17 protein-coding genes are annotated in these 14,816 nt (G+C 44.8%); 12 read left to right on the top strand and 5 right to left on the bottom strand.

Features of this window, described 5'->3' with window-relative positions:
• The 3 genes from RLN88_RS09550 (at window position 1) to RLN88_RS09540 (ending at window position 4,932) form a co-directional block, all read left to right on the top strand.
• Complete coding sequence (locus tag RLN88_RS09550) at window positions 1-3,360, top strand: methylmalonyl-CoA mutase family protein (protein ID WP_350221171.1); 3,360 nt, start codon at window positions 1-3, stop codon at window positions 3,358-3,360.
• 200 nt (window positions 3,361-3,560) lie between these two features.
• Complete coding sequence (locus RLN88_RS09545; RefSeq protein WP_350221170.1) at window positions 3,561-4,346, top strand: DUF481 domain-containing protein; 786 nt, start codon at window positions 3,561-3,563, stop codon at window positions 4,344-4,346.
• A 10-nt stretch (window positions 4,347-4,356) separates the two neighbouring features.
• Window positions 4,357-4,932, top strand: a complete 576-nt coding sequence (locus tag RLN88_RS09540) for a hypothetical protein (RefSeq protein WP_350221169.1) — start codon at window positions 4,357-4,359, stop codon at window positions 4,930-4,932.
• 38 nt (window positions 4,933-4,970) lie between these two features.
• Here the strand turns inward: RLN88_RS09540 and RLN88_RS09535 are convergent, their stop codons facing one another.
• Window positions 4,971-5,735: a class I SAM-dependent methyltransferase gene (locus RLN88_RS09535; RefSeq protein WP_350221168.1), complete on the bottom strand. Its 765-nt coding sequence runs from the start codon at window positions 5,733-5,735 to the stop codon at window positions 4,971-4,973.
• Window positions 5,736-5,819: 84 nt separating this feature from the next.
• On the opposite strand from RLN88_RS09535, the gene RLN88_RS09530 reads away from it, so the two are divergent.
• The 5 genes from RLN88_RS09530 (at window position 5,820) to RLN88_RS09510 (ending at window position 8,254) form a co-directional block, all read left to right on the top strand.
• Window positions 5,820-6,230 (top strand): hypothetical protein, encoded by a 411-nt coding sequence (locus RLN88_RS09530; protein WP_350221167.1) that lies wholly within the window; start codon window positions 5,820-5,822, stop codon window positions 6,228-6,230.
• Window positions 6,231-6,248: 18 nt separating this feature from the next.
• Window positions 6,249-7,007 (top strand): hypothetical protein, encoded by a 759-nt coding sequence (locus RLN88_RS09525; RefSeq protein ID WP_350221166.1) that lies wholly within the window; start codon window positions 6,249-6,251, stop codon window positions 7,005-7,007.
• A gap of 3 nt (window positions 7,008-7,010) precedes the next feature.
• Entirely contained in the window at window positions 7,011-7,595 is a 585-nt protein-coding gene (locus RLN88_RS09520; RefSeq protein ID WP_350221165.1) for an acyl-CoA thioesterase, read from the top strand.
• Window positions 7,596-7,685: 90 nt separating this feature from the next.
• Window positions 7,686-7,931: a hypothetical protein gene (locus RLN88_RS09515; protein ID WP_350221164.1), complete on the top strand. Its 246-nt coding sequence runs from the start codon at window positions 7,686-7,688 to the stop codon at window positions 7,929-7,931.
• A complete protein-coding gene (locus RLN88_RS09510; protein WP_350221163.1) occupies window positions 7,907-8,254 on the top strand; it encodes a hypothetical protein in 348 nt (115 codons plus the stop codon). The genes RLN88_RS09515 and RLN88_RS09510 overlap by 25 nt, the downstream gene beginning before the upstream one ends.
• A gap of 188 nt (window positions 8,255-8,442) precedes the next feature.
• On the opposite strand, the gene RLN88_RS09505 is transcribed toward RLN88_RS09510, so the two are convergent.
• Window positions 8,443-8,850, bottom strand: coding sequence for a DUF3052 domain-containing protein (locus tag RLN88_RS09505; protein ID WP_350221162.1), 408 nt, complete (start codon window positions 8,848-8,850; stop codon window positions 8,443-8,445).
• Complete coding sequence (locus tag RLN88_RS09500; protein ID WP_350221161.1) at window positions 8,851-10,038, bottom strand: J domain-containing protein; 1,188 nt, start codon at window positions 10,036-10,038, stop codon at window positions 8,851-8,853.
• A 165-nt stretch (window positions 10,039-10,203) separates the two neighbouring features.
• Here RLN88_RS09500 and RLN88_RS09495 point away from each other — a divergent pair, with 165 nt between their 5' ends.
• The 4 genes from RLN88_RS09495 to RLN88_RS09480 are packed head-to-tail and all read left to right on the top strand — an operon-like array spanning window position 10,204 to window position 13,716.
• Complete coding sequence (locus tag RLN88_RS09495) at window positions 10,204-12,039, top strand: zinc-dependent metalloprotease (protein ID WP_350221160.1); 1,836 nt, start codon at window positions 10,204-10,206, stop codon at window positions 12,037-12,039.
• 2 nt (window positions 12,040-12,041) lie between these two features.
• The gene (locus RLN88_RS09490) at window positions 12,042-12,599 is read left to right on the top strand and encodes a hypothetical protein (protein ID WP_350221159.1); all 558 of its coding nucleotides are present in this window, start codon (window positions 12,042-12,044) and stop codon (window positions 12,597-12,599) included.
• Between the two features lie 14 nt (window positions 12,600-12,613).
• Complete coding sequence (locus RLN88_RS09485) at window positions 12,614-13,156, top strand: hypothetical protein (RefSeq protein ID WP_350221158.1); 543 nt, start codon at window positions 12,614-12,616, stop codon at window positions 13,154-13,156.
• A gap of 29 nt (window positions 13,157-13,185) precedes the next feature.
• Window positions 13,186-13,716 carry a hypothetical protein gene (locus tag RLN88_RS09480; RefSeq protein ID WP_350221157.1) on the top strand — a complete coding sequence of 177 codons (531 nt, stop codon included), beginning with the start codon at window positions 13,186-13,188 and terminating at the stop codon, window positions 13,714-13,716.
• 25 nt (window positions 13,717-13,741) lie between these two features.
• Here the strand turns inward: RLN88_RS09480 and RLN88_RS09475 are convergent, their stop codons facing one another.
• Both RLN88_RS09475 and RLN88_RS09470 read right to left on the bottom strand, forming a co-directional pair.
• Window positions 13,742-14,107 carry a fluoride efflux transporter FluC gene (locus tag RLN88_RS09475; RefSeq protein ID WP_350221156.1) on the bottom strand — a complete coding sequence of 122 codons (366 nt, stop codon included), beginning with the start codon at window positions 14,105-14,107 and terminating at the stop codon, window positions 13,742-13,744.
• Window positions 14,104-14,682 carry an acyl carrier protein phosphodiesterase gene (locus RLN88_RS09470; RefSeq protein ID WP_350221155.1) on the bottom strand — a complete coding sequence of 193 codons (579 nt, stop codon included), beginning with the start codon at window positions 14,680-14,682 and terminating at the stop codon, window positions 14,104-14,106. The genes RLN88_RS09475 and RLN88_RS09470 overlap by 4 nt, the downstream gene beginning before the upstream one ends.
• Between the last annotated feature and the right edge of the window lie 134 nt (window positions 14,683-14,816).

Below are 14,816 nucleotides of genomic sequence, written 5' to 3'. Positions count from 1 at the left end.
ATGACCCAGGCTGTAGAGATATACAAACCCAAATATCACATCCGAATCGTTACCGCTGCGTCCCTTTTCGATGGGCACGATGCTGCCATCAACATCATGCGACGCATCATCCAGTCTACCGGCTGTGAGGTGATCCATTTGGGCCACAACCGCTCCGTACAGGAGATCGTGGATTGTGCCATCCAGGAAGATGCACAAGCTATCGCCATTACATCCTATCAGGGTGGGCATGTGGAGTACTTCAAGTATATGTATGACCTGCTGAAAGAGCGGGGCGCCAACATCAAAATCTTCGGAGGAGGAGGAGGGACCATCCTGCCGGAAGAAATAGAGGAGCTACACAATTACGGCATCAACCGCATCTACTCACCGGATGACGGACGCTCCTTGGGATTGCAGGGGATGATCAATGACCTGGTGAAGCAAAGCGACTTTGCAGTAGGTGAAAACCTGAACGGGCAGGTAAAGAAGATCAGCACGCACGATCATGCGGCCATCGCACGGGTGATCTCAGCTGCAGAAAACTACCCGGACCAGCACCGGGAGGAGATGGAAGCCCTTCGCAAACAGGCAACTAATACCCCTGTACTTGGCATCACTGGAACCGGAGGAGCCGGAAAGTCTTCTTTAGTGGACGAACTGGTACGTCGTTTTCTGGTCGACTTCAAGGATAAGAATATTGCTGTCATCTCAGTAGATCCGTCTAAGCGAAAAACCGGCGGAGCGCTGCTTGGGGACCGTATTCGCATGAATGCCATCTTCAACGAGCGCGTGTACATGCGTTCGCTGGCCACCCGACAGTCCAACCTGGCACTTTCCAAATACGTGCAGGATGCCATTGATGTGGTGAAAGCTGCAGGTTTTGATTTGATCATTCTGGAAACTTCCGGTATTGGTCAATCTGATACAGAAATCACCGATCACTCTGATGCATCGCTTTACGTGATGACGCCAGAGTACGGTGCAGCCACCCAGCTGGAAAAGATCGACATGCTGGACTTTGCAGATATCATCGCGCTCAACAAGTTTGACAAGCGAGGGGCACTGGATGCACTCAGGGATGTGAAGAAACAATACCAGCGTAACCATCAGCTGTGGGATGCGAAAGAAGAAGATCTGCCGGTGTTTGGCACCATCGCATCACAATTCAATGACTCGGGCATGAACAAGCTATACCTGTCGCTGATGAACCTGATAGCAGAGAAAACAGGAGCCGATCTCAAGTCTTCCTTTATCAGCACGGATGAGATGAGCGAAAAGGTGTTCATCATTCCACCAAAGCGAACACGCTACCTTTCAGAGATCACCGAAACCATCAGGGGATATAATGAAAAAGCTATTCAACAAAAGGAAGTGGCTCAGAAGCTTTACAGCCTGGAGAAATCAGGCGAAATTCTGAAAGATCAAAAAGACGCTTTGGCCGCCATTGATAAAGCCAAAGAAGAACTGAAACTGGAGCTTGATCCTTACAACCTGAAGCTTTTGGAGGAATGGAATGCAAAGAAAGCCAACTACGAAGGAGAAGAATACACCTACGAAGTACGAGGCAAAGAAATCAAAGTGGAGACCACCACCGAAACACTTTCGCACACCAGATTGCAGAAAGTGTCCCTGCCGCGATACGAAGGCTGGGGTGACATCCTGCATTGGAGCCTGCAGGAGAATGTACCGGGTGAGTTTCCATTCACCGCCGGTGTGTTTCCATTCAAACGAAAAGGCGAGGATCCAACGCGGATGTTTGCCGGAGAAGGTGGGCCGGAGCGAACCAATAAGCGGTTCCACTATGTGTCGCATGGGCTGCCAGCCGCAAGGCTTTCCACAGCCTTTGATTCGGTGACACTATACGGTGAAGACCCGGATTACCGTCCGGATATCTACGGAAAAATTGGTAACTCTGGCGTGAGCATCTGCTGCCTGGACGATGCAAAGAAATTATACTCAGGATTTGACCTGTGTGACCCAACCACTTCGGTATCCATGACCATCAATGGTCCTGCTGCTACCATCTGTGCATTCTTCATGAATGCGGCAATTGATCAACAGTGCGAGAAGTACATCGCCGAAAATGGTCTGGAAAAAGAGGTTGAGAAAAAAATTGAAAAGATATACAAGGAACGGGGAGTTGCGAGACCGACCTACAAAGGCGATTTGCCGGAAGGGCACAACGGACTTGGCTTGATGCTGCTGGGTGTGACAGGAGATCAGGTGCTTCCTGCGGATGTGTATCAGGAGATGAAAATGAAAGCGCTTTCTTCTGTGCGTGGAACCGTGCAAGCCGATATACTGAAAGAAGATCAGGCACAGAATACCTGCATTTTCTCCACTGAATTCTCTTTAAGACTGATGGGAGATGTGCAGCAGTACTTCATTGACAATCAGGTGCGAAACTTTTACTCTGTTTCCATCTCGGGTTATCACATTGCGGAAGCAGGAGCGAACCCGATTACTCAGTTGGCGTTCACATTGGCCAATGGATTCACTTTCGTAGAATACTATTTGTCCAGAGGTATGGACATCAACGCATTTGCGCCGAATCTTTCATTTTTCTTCTCAAATGGAGTAGATGCCGAATATGCAGTGATTGGTCGTGTGGCCAGACGTATCTGGTCCAAGGCGATGAAGCTGAAATACGGAGCGAACGAACGTGCTCAAAAGCTGAAGTATCACATCCAGACTTCTGGTCGCTCCCTTCATGCACAAGAGATCGATTTCAACGATATCCGAACGACGCTTCAGGCCCTTTATGCGATTTACGATAACTGTAACTCGCTACATACCAATGCCTATGATGAAGCCATCACCACACCGACGGAAGGATCAGTAAGAAGAGCCATGGCGATCCAGTTGATCATCAACAAAGAGCTTGGATTAGCCAAGAATGAAAACCCAATGCAAGGATCGTTTATCACCGAAGAGCTGACGGATTTGGTCGAGGAGGCTGTAATGTTAGAATTCGATCGCATTACCGAACGAGGGGGAGTATTAGGAGCGATGGAAAGCATGTATCAGCGAGGAAAGATCCAGGAAGAATCCCTTTATTACGAGACCAAGAAGCATACGGGCGAGTTGCCAATCATTGGGGTAAACACCTTCCTTTCTTCTCAAGGCTCACCTACAATTATTCCGGATGAGGTGATACGAGCGACCAAGGATGAGAAAGAGCAGCAGATCATCAACCTGAATGCCTTGAAAGAGGGCAATGAAAAGAAGGCTGAAGAGATGCTAAGCAGGCTTCAGGAAACAGCACTTAAGAACGAAAATACTTTCGCTACTTTGATGGAGGCAACCAAATATTGCTCGTTAGGCCAGATCACACATGCCATGTTTGAGGTGGGTGGTCAGTACAGACGCAATATGTAATTCGAATCAATATACCACCCATCCTGAGTGTAGCGAAGGATCTAGCCAATACCGTAGAAATATGTAAATGATTGGCCGGAAATCCTGAACAACGTGAAGGATCTGAGCAGTATAGAAGAAATATGTAGTGAGATTGTAAATAACCTGAGAAATACATCTTTAAGGACTCAATCTTTTGAGCCTTTTAGTTTTGCCGCTCAATGAAACAACTGATATTCTTCATTCTTTTCATAATTAGTTGGGCTAGTGCGTCAGCCCAAATCCTCAAAGTGGATAAAGACTTTCTGGCCACAGATTCTTCCAATTATTTTACTGGGGTAATTGATGCCACATTCGCAATCAACAACAGGAGCTCCACGGCTGAAAAGCAAAATGTGTACATAGGGGCGAATAATAATGTGGATGTGGTATATATCGCCGAGCAGTCTGCAACCGTACTCATTAGCGGGCTGAATTATTTCAAAATTGGCGATGGTCCGCTCATCTACAATGGAACTGCCCACCTGAGGGAGATATTTAGAAGGGCCGCCACACTCACGCCGGAAGTCTATGGTCAGGTGCAGTTTGATGAATCCCGAAACATGGAACTGAGATGGCTGCTGGGAGGAGGCTATCGGTGGAATATCCTCCAGAAGCAAAACTCACTCTATATGGGGTTGGGGCTGTTTCGGGAGTATGAGCGATGGAATGGCACGGAGGAGAAAATCGAAAAAGAACTTTGGAAACTGAATACTTACTTCAGTGCCGATGTGAAACTAACCCCCACCACCAATGTGAATGCGATCATCTATTTCCAGTCAGGAAATGATAGCGCCATTGATGTTTTTCGAAATCGGGTGAGCGGGCAGTTGGAATTCAAAAATGCCCTGACAGATCAGTTCAAAATCAAGATGACCTCCAACTTCTTATTGGATGATAAACCAATTATTCCTTTGAATAAGTTTATCTATGAGGTGTATTTTGGTGTTGAATATGCCTTTAACTGATATCAGATTTATGAAGATTAAAAAAATACTCTTAGATATTGTTCCGGTGCTCGTTGGTATCCTTCTCGCATTGTTTATTAACAATTGGCAGCAATCTTGCTCAGAATCGGCCTACATCCGAAACTCAGTGTCCTCCATCATTAAAGAAAACGAGGCAAACATCAGGGAACTGGAATATTCGCTTCAAAGGCAGGCAAAGTTTATGGATACGCTGAGTGCCTATTTGGACGATGAAAGCTACACCCTGGCGGACGTAATTAAAAAGACCCAGGGAGTGACTACACCTGATCTTAAATCAACGACATGGAAGTTTCTGGTGCAGGATTCCAAACACACGTTGGTTTCTTATGAATTCATCAACTGGCTGGCTGAGATCGAAAAGTATGAAGTGCTTGTAAACAGATACAATTCTAAGGTAGGGGACATCATCTTTCAGCCAGCTTTTTTTGATGATCCCAGACTCAAGCAAGTTTGCCTCATTCTTTTCAGTGATTTTGGAGCTACGGAGATGAGCCTGATAAAGGAGTTGAGAGAGTTTAATGAGTTTGCCAGGGAAACCTATAACATCGAGTTGAGTGAGCAGTGAAATGTCCACAATTAATTTTGCTGATTTGCCTATCAAGATTACTTCACTACTTTGTAGATCACCTCTTTTTCCGGCAGGGCATATAAGCTTTTTTCATCGTCACTCAGCTCATCGATTAGCCGCTCCTCCACCACCCGGAAGCCCGAACTCGCCAGCCTGGTCCCGTAATCTTCCCCGTACATCCGCACATGGTCGTCCTGCCCAAAGGCTTTCTCACGCTCCTTCGGATCTACGATGCTTTTATCCTCATAGGTAGTTTTAAGGAGTGGGTAGAAAAAGGGCACTTGTAGAATGGCCCACCCACCGGGTTTCAACACCCTTCGCATTTCACTCAGGGCTTTCATGTCATCATCCACATGCTCCAGCACATGGTTGCAAAAGATGATATCGATTGAATTATCTTCAAACGGAATCTCGTGAATATCCATTTTCACCTTGGCCAGTGGCGACTCAATATCAGCTGTGATGTATTCCAAATTCTCCAGGGCTTCAAACCTTTCCATGAAGCAGATCTCAGGTGCGACATGGAGCATTTTGGCTTGTTTAGTGAAGAAGTCAGTCTTTCGTTTCAGATAAAGCCAGATCAGTCGGTGGCGTTCCAGTGCCAGACATTTAGGGCATAGGGCATTGCTTCTCGATTGTCTCCCGTACGGAAGAAATTTGCGAAAGCGTGATTCACACACAGGACATTGCACTTTATTTCCACGGTAGAAAACCGCTACGATCCGAAGCGCCACGTGGCTAAAAAGCTGAAGGTACTTTCGAGGTACCTTTCTGAGAAAAAAGGAGATTAAAAACTTCACGTTCCGCCAATTTTGCCCCGCAAGTTATTTATTACCCCCACGACCAGCAATCATTGCTGAAATTTTCTCTATTTTGGTTTTCCTATGTGGCGAGTGCTATTCCCGATCATATTTATTAGTATTTCATGGGCCAGTTTTGGGCAGAAAGAAAAGCCCGTGCAGGATTACCTCCCCACGGAGAATCTGGAGATGCGCAAGGATGCCAATAAGGCGGCAAACAAGCCGAAGCGCAAGCACATCGGATTGATTTATGTGCCAGATGGAAATAAGATCGCCTATGGCAATCGGTGCGTGACCGAGGAAACCCACAAAATGGGCTTTGAATACATCGTAGAGCCGGTTAACGTTGCTGGCAGCAAAACCTGGACTGGCAAACGTTTGAATAACCTCTGGGTAAAGACTAAATTAGTAGTTACTCGTTCGCCATTCTGGAAACTCATTCTCAACAAAAAAATCAAAAAATGCAGGGAGATGAGTGGGGATTTGGTGGGCTGATGACCGAATCAAAACCGAATGAATAACCTGACGCAACATGCCAAAAAGACAATAGTTGTCTTGATTGTGCTTCTCACTTCCTGTGCCAATATCACTGAAGAAATTTACCTCAATGAAGACGGAAGCGGTGAATACCTGGTGTATACGGATGTGATCAGCAGCACCCGCGCCATGATGATGGGGATGATGAGCAGCTTCTATCCGGATGCCTCGGAGGATAGCCTGAGGCAAATAGTGGACGCACAGATATGGAAGGACTTTCCGGCTGAAGTCGATTCCATCATTGACTTTTCCACCCGTGTACCCGATAGCATCAAAAACGATCCAGCCAAGAAGAAGTATGTGGAAAAGATGGTCATGTTTATGAAGGGAAGCCGAGAGGAGGCTTTTTTGAATTCGGGGATGAGCTTCAGGTTTGATAATATTGAAGACTTGCAGGGATTTCAGGATTTTATGAATGAAAACCAGACGGCTACCGGAGGTGGCATGGGTATGGACATGCCAGATGTGCAGGTGACCTATAGCTTCAACGGAAATATGTTTTCCCGAACATCCACCCCTTTTGAATCGGTGGATATGAACGACTCTACTATGATGATGCTCAATACTATGCTGGAAGGGGCTAAATCCCGACTGATTTTACACTTGCCAAAGCCTGCGAGGGAAGTGAGCCAGGATCAACTAATGGAACAGAATGGAAAAGATGTAATTTATGAGTTCGACCTGATCAAGGTGATCAATGGGGAGCAGACCACCGATGTGAAAGTAAAATTCTGACCCATGGAGCCACGCACAGTCCAGTTTTCCCGCACTAAGCTCACCGAATTGATGATCCCTTCCTTCGCCAACTTTGGCGGGAAGGTTCATGGAGGCCTCATTCTCTCACTGATGGATAAAGTGGCTTATGCAGTGGCCAGCAAACATGCGGGCGCCTATTGTGTGACGGTGACCGTGGATGGAGTAGAGTTTCTGCAGCCGGTAGAGGTGGGGGAGCTTTTAACCCTGGATGCCGCAGTACATTACGTTGGGAATAGCTCATTGATTGTGGGTATTAAGGTCACCTCCGAGAATGTAAAAACCAATGAGGTCAAACATACCAACAACAGCTACTTTACCATGGTAGCAAAGGGGGATGACGGGAAACCAACACAGGTTCCGGAATTAATCCTTCAGGACATAACCGAGATGAGGAGGTTTGTAGAGGCCATCAAGCGAATCAAAGTGAAGAAGGAAGCCAACGCCAAAATGCAGAAAGAACATGACGAGTTTATCATGGTGGATGATATGGAACTCCTAAGTGGTCAGCGTTGTAAAGTGGAGTTTACCGCTGACGATGACATCAACGATCTTTTTTCCGATACATAAGAGGCCAACTTGAAGAAGTTCATTCGGTGAGGTCCTGATGATGAAATGATTCTAAGATTTTTATCGTTATTTTGTAGTAAACAGTTTATTATGACGGCTCCTTCTGTAAAGCAATCATTGCACGAAATCATCGATAAGATAGAGGATACAGAGTTATTAAGTCTTCATTTGAAGCTACTCCTAAAAGAGACTCAAAAAGATTTTTTTAATACTTCTGATGATGAAATGATTGCCAGGGCAGAGCAATCCTTAGTCTCGGCAAAAGAAGGACAAACACGTTCCATTAAATCTTTCAAAGAAGAAGTAAATCAGTGGAAGAAGAATCAGGTTATTTAGTAGATATCACTTCCGAAGCTGAGATTTACTACTACGACTTACTGAAATACTTGTACTCAACTCATTCTGTGGAAAGTGCTGATCGTAAGTCAGATGAGATTTTAGACATGGCACTTTCACTCGATAAAATGTCCGGCCGAGGTAGGAATGAAGATAAATTGGCTTTTCTGGGATTAGGTCACAAATACCTTCTTTATGAGCTTACATCTCGTAAAAAAGTGAAAATAATCTATTTCATACTTGAATCCGAAAAAAAGGTCTTTGTCACAGATTTCTTTCCAACTGAAATGAACGATTCAAGTATTGAGGAAAGAAATAAATAATTCACCCTTTTTATTTCTCATTGAACTCGGAAAAATCCTTCATAATAAATTTGCGGGTAGCAGCACCGGGAAGTTCACCGGCTATTTTCGAGCACCTGTTTGAGAACCAGAAAACTCATAATAGAGGATGACATAGCCTTGCTCGGCGATCAGCATTGCAGAGGGGAATTTAAAGTCGACGAATGACATCAACGATCTTTTTTCCGATACATAAACTTCAGTCCGGACCAGTTGTCATCCACGGCGCACACTTTCACATCTACCAGCCCTCCTTTTAGTCCATATTCCCGCACGATGTTGCCGTTTAGGTCAGTATCCATTTTGGAAGTTCCCTTTGGCCAGGATACCCAGAGTGTGCCATCCTTTTTCAGGCCTTTTTTCCAGCTAGCCCAGTGCTGTTCAAGTTCGCTTAGCCGGGTCACAAAGACATGCTGAAAGTCATATGGCGCAGAGTTAAACTCATCATCCCACGTAGTTTCTGTTGGAGTCTTCTCCAGCAGCTCAAAGTAGTTTGCGGGAGAATTGTGGAGAAAGCAATGATAACCTTCTTTAATGTTGAGTTTTTTCCAAAGAGGATTTTTTGAGTAGCCGGCCATTCAGTTGCAGTAGCTTGGTTTTTCCCCACTCCAGTTTCTTGCCATGGCCCCAGCAAACTCCTCGCAGGCTTTCCATCGCCTACCCAAAGCCAAATAGGCATTAGCGGAAGTGAGATATGAGGAAGCACTGTCTGGCCACACATACTTGTTCCAGTCTGCAGCTTTTAGGGAAGTTTCAGCATCTCCCACCACCAGGTACATGTCTGCCAGTTGGGTATAGAGGTAGTAATGGGATTTTGGAACGTATTTCTCATTAATCACCAGCGCATACCCATCCCCGTAAAAAGTCTTGTAGCGCTTCACCGCCAGCCGGTGGGCGATCAGGAGGTAGTCCAGTGCTTCCTTCGAGTCCTTGAGCTGATGGTGATGAATCTCAGCAATTTTCACCAGTGAGGTGATGATCTCATACTCACTCACCAGAAATTCATTCAGTATTTCAATGGCCTTCTGTGGCTGGTTGGTCAGCTTGTACGCTTCGGCGAGTTGTTGCTTTACCTCATAAAAAGGCATCTCAGGTGCAAACTCCTGCACCAGCTCGTACAAAGCAATAGCTTCGGTGTATTCCTCATTTGAAAATCTCCGGTTTCCTTTTTCTATGATTTCATTGAGCATATTATCCTTAAAAAGCTTCATGTCATCTTCCTCCCTGTGAAAGAAGCTGAGTGAAGTCATGGTCTCAAAAGCTGCATGATAGTCACCGGTTTCAAATTGTTTTTTAGCTTCTACAAAAGTGGATCTTCGCTCGGCCAGCAGCTTCTCCATTTGATGGCTGTCATAAGTTTTCTTCGCCCAGATCCCGGTCATCACCACCAATGCAATCAGAAAGGTGATACCAAATGCATAAGCCGTAGCAATGGCATTCTTACGGTAGTCCACTTTGGTTTGGTAATAGTATCGTGGACGAGGGGGCGCTCCATAGTGAGGCCGATTGGTCTGGTAAGTATAAGGTGGCGGCTGGTGGCTGTGAGAAAACTGCTGATACTTTAGCTTGAGGTCAAACCGGGCCTTTTCATATTCATCTGAGAGGACCTGATGGGCGATATTGATCTCCTTAAACTTTTCCTCCATCTCAGGCCTGCCCGGATGTTTGTCTGGGTGATAAAGCACCGCCAGCCGCTTGAAAGCAGCTTTGATTTCGGCTGGGGAGGCATTTTCAGAGAGCCCCAATACATGGTAATAGTTGGTCATCCGAAAGGGTTAAGTAGCTTATATAACGGTGAAAAATAAAGAAAGATTATGCTTTGTTCATAGGGCAGAATCCTGCATCACTAAAAATGTCAATGCAGTATCCTAATTTAATTAACTGCAATTTTTAATTCTGTTTTATGTATATTGAACAAAAACTCACTATTTATGAAAAAACTTATCATTCCAATTGCTCTCCTGCTCTCTTTCGGATTGTCTTATGCACAACAAGGATCGGCAGGCTTTGCCTTAAAGCAGATTAAAATAAACGAGTTACAGGACAACTCACTATTAAACAAGGTTGAGCAGATAAATCAATTGCCTGACATTACAAATGTGGTGGTAGTGAAGGTGGAAGATTTTGAAGCAAAAATCAGAAACCAACAGGTATTTTTTGACCTTCCAGTTAAAGGAGTGGGTATTACTGCTACACAGCAGCTCGATTATCGTTCTCCTTCTGAGCTTAGGTGGAGAGGAACCTTCAAAAATGGCTCTGTCACACTATCCAAAAAGCAGGACAGGCTCTACGGGCAAATAAGAACAAAGGGCAAGGTATATGACATTCAGCACTATGATGACGATCATGCATTGCTCATTGAGTACAACATGGACAAGCTCATTCTGGATGGGTGTGCGGTGAAAGGACCCGTAGAGGCTGAAATAAAAGAAAACCCGGAAGAAGGAAAAATTAGCGATACAGAACCAAAACAACAGTCCAATAAATCCGGGACAGAGGACATAAGGGCCCTGGTGCTTTTCACCAACAATGCACAAAACACCGGACTGAATATGGCAGACCTTGCCAATACCGCAGAAGACCAGTGGTTTGATGCGATCTTCAACAGCAACATCTTCAACGCCAGGCTCCATATTGTAGACGTGCTGCCATCGACCTTTGTAGAAAACTCGCATGGAACATTTGGTAACATAAGTGATGACATTGAGGCTCTTCCAAATCATGCACAATCCCAACAGCTCAGGGACCAGTTTGAAGCAGACATTGTGATATTGCTTACCAATGGCAATTATCCTGGAATAGGTGGTGTTGTTGCTGCCATAGGACCTAACAATAGCAATGCCTACGCCATGGTGCAGGTGGGTAGTGCCACCTCCACCATGACCCTTATCCATGAGGCGGGCCATTTATTTGGTGCCAGGCATCAAATAGCCGCAGACCCCAGCCCCGGCGATGCGCATGGGTACGACTGGCAAAAAACCACAGGCATTTGGCCGTTTCAGACTACCACAAAGTACGGATCAGTGATGCGCACCCAGGAGCAGGGCAGGGAGCGGGTGCTGCATTTTTCCAATCCGCAGGTATCGCACCAGGGGCAGTCTACGGGTGCACTGGGCACTGCTTTCAATACACGTGTGCACAATACAAACGGCCCCACAGTTGCGGGCTTCCGCTTTACCCAGCCGGACTTGCTGGCCACCATCTACGGCCCGGATGCGGCTGATGGCGGCACCATACTCAACTTCACCAGCCTGGTGCAGAATGCCACAGGAAACGTTTCGTACAAATGGGACGTAAGTGTAGGAGGAGCCTACTTTCAAGTATCGACTGCAAGCTCGCTTGCCTACACCATGCCCAATGGAAATGACCTGGACGTCAGGTTGCGGGTGATAGATGGTGACAATGAGCAATACACAGACCATCACTTTGTGCTCAACCCGGACGAAGGCGACATCATATCCCCCTGTGATCCGCATTGTGCGGACAGCACATTGTTCGATACCAATGGATTCAGCATTGATGAATCACTCATCTACCCGAACCCATCCTCGGATATTGTAGAAATACATTTGACGAAAGAGGATCAGTCAGAGATCGAGAAAATTGAAGTAATTGATTTGAAAGGAGGACTTGTCTTTAAACAGAAAATAACTGGGCGTTCATCCAATAGAATCACTTTAGATGTTTCCAGCTTAAAAGCCGGAAATTATATCATCCGATTATCAGGAAGAGGAGGATCAACCAATTACAGATTCATAAAAGAATAGTGATGAAAAAGTATTTGATCATACTTACAATGCTGTCTTTGGCCTGTTTCCTTGGCTGCAAGGATGAAGACCCTGTGAGCTTAATTCCGGATATTTATTCTGGGACAGCAACTGCTATTAGGAGCGGAGTGAGTTGGAATGCAATAGCACGAACTCAGTTATCTGTAGATACAACAAGATTTACGATAATTCTTGATACATACAGTGAGGAAGGATTCTGGCGCGAATCACTTGGAATAGGTGGGATTTTGCCGATTTTTGAAAAACAACAATTTGAACTATTTGACGGTAATAATTCCTCTATAACCTCATCACGTTTTGTAACTTGGATTGACGATGGTGATGTTTTAAGTGATATTTATCGTTTAGATACAACTGTAAATGACAGCTTCATTCAGATAAAAAAATACGAACCTCAGAAAGCAGAAATTCAGGGGATATTTAATGTATCTCTTGTATTGGAGAGGGAAGGCAACCAGACTTCAGGGGAAGCACCAGAGAAGCTGGTTTTTACGGAGGGCACATTCACGGTAAAGGTAGATCCGGAGTGGTTTGAGTAGCCATGAAAAAATGCTTGATCATATTAGAAATGCTCCTCTTATTTTGCATCACAAGTTGCAAAGAAGAAGAACCTGTCAGTTTGATTCCGGATATTTATTCTGGGACAGCTACTGCATTAAAAAATAGTGAAGAGTGGAGTGGTTTTACTAGGAGTCAAAAGTTAAAAACAAATAGAATTTCAATAATAGTAAACACTTTTAGTTCACAAGGTTTTTTACGTGAAACACTAGGAATTGGAAGCGTTAAGCCATATTTTGAAAGGCAGAATATTAAATCAATTGATGGAAATGGCTTTACCGAAACTTCTGCTGGATATGGGACATGGATAGATGATGGTGATGTAGGAGGAGATTCCTATGGTCTCGACACCACAGTGCATGATAGTTTTATCCACATAACTTCATATAATCCTAATAACGCAGAAATCGAAGGAATCTTCAAAGTCTCATTGATTCTTGAGCGTGAAGGCAACCAAACACCTGGCAAGGCCCCAGAGAAGCTGGTTTTTACGGAGGGCACATTCACGGTAAAAGTAGATCCTGAGTGGTTTGAGTAGCCATGAAAAAATGCTTGATCATATTTGAAATGCTCCTCTTGGTTTGTCTTTCAAGCTGCAAAGAAGAAGAACCTGGTAGTTTGATCCCTGATATTTATACGGGGATTGGAAATGCAGAAAAAAACGGTGATAGCTGGAGTGCCCTATGTCGTACACAGCTTTCGGTTGACAGTACAAGATTTTCAATAGTACTTGATACTTACAGCGAAGAAGGATATTGGCGCGAATCACTTGGAATAGGTGGAATTTTGCCGATTTTTGAAAAACAAAAATTTGAACTATTTGATGGTAGTAACTCTTCGATCACTTCTTCGAGCTATGGTACTTTGCTTGATGATGGAGATGTTCTAGGTGACTATTATATTTTGGACACAACATCAATTTTCAACTTTGTAAGAATTACAGATTATAGCTCACAAAACACTGAAATTCAGGGGATATTTAGTGTATCTCTTGTATTGGAGCGAGAAGGCAACCAAACACCTGGCAAGGCCCCAGAGAAGCTGGTTTTTTCGGAGGGCACATTCACGGTAAAGGTAGATCCGGAGTGGTTTGAGTAGGGGATGAGGATTGAAAACTGAAAGATTATGCTTTGTTGGCCAAATAAAACCCAATCAGGCAGAGTATCAAACCTCCAACCATGCTCACAGACGCATATAAAATGAACTGGCCAATCATTCCGGCTTTGAGCATTTTCAGTCCATCCAGTGCAAAGGTGGAGAAAGTGGTGAAACCTCCGCACACCCCCGCAATCAGAAATAGGGCGGCCTGGTTATTCAGCCGGATCAGGCTGCCACTCAGCAGTCCAATGACAAGACAGCCAAGCAAGTTCACAACCAGAGTCCCAACGAAGGGTTTGTCAATGTAAAACCTTGCGGTGAGCAGGTACGCACCATATCGCAGCGCACTGCCCAGAAATCCACCCAGCCCTACAATTAGAAGGTCTTTCATACCTCAAATTTGGCCACATGAGCTTGCAAATCCGGAAAGAATTGATGGAATTCTTCTTCAAACTTTTCATAATGATCCTGAAGGGCTTGAGAGGCTTCTTCCATCTTACTGACAAATTTTGTTCGCCTGCTCATCCCGGTTAGCGCACGGTCTATTCCTTCTATAAATTGGTAATTATATAGCCAGTTGTCCCTGGACATGTAGCTCAACATGTGAATGACCCCTTTCGGGATGATGTCGTAGTACCGATCCATCATTGTATAAAAATGCTCCGTGTATTCCAAAAGCGGGACATCCGAAAAAAGGGACCAATCCCTGGCCAGGAAATGATCATAATACACATCCACAATCACTGGTGCATAATGCCTGAATTTTTCCCGCAAACGCACTTTGCTTTTCAGCACTACTTCATGCGTATCTGTGAAATGGTCAATACTTCGGTGCATGCGAATGCCTTTTTGAATCTGATCCGGGTAATGGTCCATTTGCGAGCCTTTCACAAAATCCCCTATGAAGTTTCCGACTAAAACTTCCTCATTATCTCCGCTTAGGTACAAGTGAGCTAGAAAATTCATCTATTTGGCCATTTTCAATGCTAAACTTTAATAGTTTGAGATTAGCTTAGCTGGGTTTACTTTTGTGAAGCGACATGATTTCGCCTATAGCAATATAGTAACTAATCAAAATAGTCATCGAGAATAACTTTCCA

This window comes from Ekhidna sp. (genome assembly GCF_040223195.1).
Classification (GTDB): Bacteria; Bacteroidota; Bacteroidia; order Cytophagales; family Cyclobacteriaceae; genus Ekhidna.
The sequence above is the reverse complement of the archived record's forward strand: the minus strand, read 5'-3'. Positions and strand labels throughout refer to the sequence as shown.